The sequence below is a fragment of the Fibrobacter sp. genome (assembly GCA_024398965.1).
Lineage (GTDB): Bacteria > Fibrobacterota > Fibrobacteria > Fibrobacterales > Fibrobacteraceae > Fibrobacter.
This window is the reverse complement of the sequence record JAKSIF010000104.1, coordinates 1-2,860: the sequence shown is the minus strand read 5'-3', so window position 1 is coordinate 2,860 and position 2,860 is coordinate 1. Positions and strand designations below refer to the sequence as shown.

At 56.2% G+C, this 2,860-nt stretch carries 3 protein-coding genes; 2 read left to right on the top strand and 1 reads right to left on the bottom strand.

Features of this window, described 5'->3' with window-relative positions:
* Nucleotides 1-803 (bottom strand): bile acid:sodium symporter (locus MJZ26_14765; GenBank protein ID MCQ2107038.1); only part of this gene is annotated, 803 nt, incomplete at its 3' end.
* Between the two features lie 90 nt (nucleotides 804-893).
* Here MJZ26_14765 and MJZ26_14760 point away from each other — a divergent pair.
* Together MJZ26_14760 and MJZ26_14755 are read left to right on the top strand one after the other, a co-directional pair.
* Nucleotides 894-2,300, top strand: coding sequence for an ATPase (locus tag MJZ26_14760; protein MCQ2107037.1), 1,407 nt, complete (start codon nucleotides 894-896; stop codon nucleotides 2,298-2,300).
* A 100-nt stretch (nucleotides 2,301-2,400) separates the two neighbouring features.
* Nucleotides 2,401-2,860, top strand: a 460-nt coding sequence (locus MJZ26_14755) for a TrkA family potassium uptake protein (GenBank protein MCQ2107036.1), incomplete at its 3' end; no start/stop codon positions are given.

Genomic DNA, 2,860 nt, shown 5'->3' with positions numbered 1-2,860 from the left:
GCGTAAAGGCTTGCAATCCAGATGACCAAGGTGGTGTTCTTCTGGCCCATGCTCTGGGAACTTTCGATGGGGTGCTTCTTGTCGCAGAACCAGCCCAGCACAAACTGCAGAATGCAAATGACCAAGGCAACGATGGCAAGCATGGGAAGGGTGCCGCTGTTCCACAGTTCGGCAAAGCCCATTTCGCGGATATCGCGGCTGGCCTTGGCAAGAATCACGAACACGCTGAAAGTCCAGATGAAGATGGTGTACTTGGAAAGCTTTGCCACCTTGTCGGCAACTTCCGGGTAGAAACTGCGAACGCCCAGGGCCAGCGCCAGCGGGATAGAAATGATGGGCTGGATGGAATTGAAGATTCGCAGGGCAATGTCAGCAAAGCCCGCCTCGGAGCCTGTCAGGTAACCATATATAATAGGGATGCTGAAGCAGGCGATCAGATGGCCGCTCAAAAAGATCTTGAGGGCAAGCACCGGGTTTCCGCCCAGCATCTTGGCCATGGCGGGGGCGGCGTTCGCCGGCGGACAAAGGCAGATGATGGCGCCACCCAGCAGAACATCGCGGGGCAAGCCGAAAACTTCAACGCTCACCCACAAGAGGGCAAGCAGCAGCATGCTGGCGATAAAAGCGCGAACCTCGATCTTGAAGGTATAACCGTGTTCCTGGGGCGGGACCTTGCCGATAAAGGTCAAAAGCATCATGGTTCCGATCTGGAACGGGAGGGTCGGCGAAAGAACGCTGGCCTGGGGGAGCAAAATGCCCAAAATAATGGCAATGGGCATTAAAATGGCACGCAAATTCTTCATAACGGCGCCAATAATAGCTAATGGCAAGCGCAACGGCAAGTCTCAACACCCCTCGGCAAGACTCGCCCTTTTTACTAAATTTACCCCACTATGTTACGCTCTAGGTACCAGGCCTTCGACTACGTCGAAAAGACCATTGATAAAAAGAAGAAGACAGGAAACCCCATTCTGATGATCGTGTCGGGCTACTTGGCCCTGATCACCCTGGGAGCCCTGCTTCTCTCCATGCCCTTTGCCCAGCGAAATCCCGTGGGCGTTCTGGACGCCTTCTTTACGGCAACCTCCGCCGTATGCGTCACCGGGCTTTCCACCATCGATATCAGCAGCAGTTTTTCACCTGTCGGTAACTGGATCCTCGTTCTCCTCATGCAGGCGGGCGGTCTCGGCATCATGACCATCTCTACGGTGATTATCCTCCTTGCAGGCATGCACCCCGGATTCAACCACCAGTCCGCCCTCCTAGCCAACTACACCCAGGAAGGTAACGTGGACGCCTCCAAGATCCTGAAGGCAGTGCTCCCCTTTACCTTTGGCCTGGAGGCCGTCGGCGCCGTACTGTACTTTACCCAGTTCACCGAGGAGGCCCTGGTCCAGTACAGCCTCTACGACCGCATTTTCGGAAGCATTTTCCAAGCCATCAGCTCCTTCTGTAACGTGGGCTTCACCCTGTTCCCGGACTCCCTGGTCCGTTTCCAGCTGAACCCCATCGTGAACGTGACCACCTGCGTTCTGGCCCTGGCCGGCGGCTTTGGCTTCTTGGCCATTACCGAAGCCCGCTACGTCTTCGACTTCAAGAAGCGTTCCTTCCAGAAGGTATCACTCCATACCCGCATCGCCACCGTGTTCACGGTGATCATCGTCCTTGCAAGTATCGTCTTCTTCATCTTCAGCGAATGGAGCAACACCTTCGTAGACCTGAGCTTCGGCGAAAAGCTGGAAAGCAGCATCTTCATGGCCCTTACCAGCCGTACCGCAGGCCTCAACAACGTGGATACCCCGAGCCTTTCCGTAGGCTCCCTGTTCTTCTTTGTGATCATCATGCTCATCGGCGCCAACCCCGGTAGCTGCGGTGGCGGTATCAAGACCACAACCACCGCCGTGATCTGCCTTCTGGGGTTCAACCGCCTGCTGGGCCGTAACAAGACCCAGATCCTTGGCAGAACCATTCCCGAAACCACGGTGGACAAGGCTATTCGAATCTTCGTGGTGGCAATCGTCGTGGTAGTAGTTGCAACCCTCGTGCTCCTGCAGACCGAGGCCGCCGGAACCTCCAACGCCCAGGGTTCGTTCCTCAAGGTGTTCTTCGAGGTGGTCAGCGCCTACAGTACCTGCGGCCTTTCCATGGGCCTTACCCCCGAACTGTCCATCCCGGGCCGCATCGTGGTCTGCCTGGTGATGTTCGTTGGCCGAATGGGCCCCCTGTTCCTGATTTCTGCGGTGGCAAAGACCCAGGAAGAAGGCATGTGGTACGCCGAAGAAGACATCATGGTCGGCTAATCAGCGGAAAGCCTAAAGGTTAAAGGATAAAGAGACTGGATGCACCTTTAAACGTCACCTTTACGCTTTAACCTTTCCTCTATTTGCTATTTTTGCCTGCATGGCTTCTAAACAATTCGTAGTTATCGGCCTGGGTAATACAGGCTACTTCCTGGCACGCCACCTGACCGCCCTCGGTCACGACGTCATGGTTGTGGACCCCAGCCCCGAAAAGATCCAAGATATTTCCAACCAGGTGGCCCAGGCCGTAGTTGCCGACGGCACCCGCAAGAAGCAGCTCCAGTCCCTGCCCCTGGCCAAGGTGGACAGCGTCATCTGCTGCATCGGCGAAGACCTGCAGGCCTCCCTCCTTACGGTCCTCAACCTCAAGGAACTGGGCGTAAAGCACATTATCGCCAAGTCCAGTAGCCCCGCCCACACCACCATCCTGGAAAAGCTGGGCGTTGCCGACATCTTCCACCCGGAACGCGACATGGCCATTTCCCTGGCCGAACGCTTGAACCGCCCCAACATGCTGGACTACCTGCCCTTCATGGAAGGCTTCTCCATCGTGGAACTGG

Bases quoted from the DNA above. Each gene is read 5' to 3' on its own strand.
- MJZ26_14760 (MCQ2107037.1), top strand. From the start codon at position 894: ATGTTACGCTCTAGGTACCAGGCCTTCGACTACGTCGAAAAGACCATT.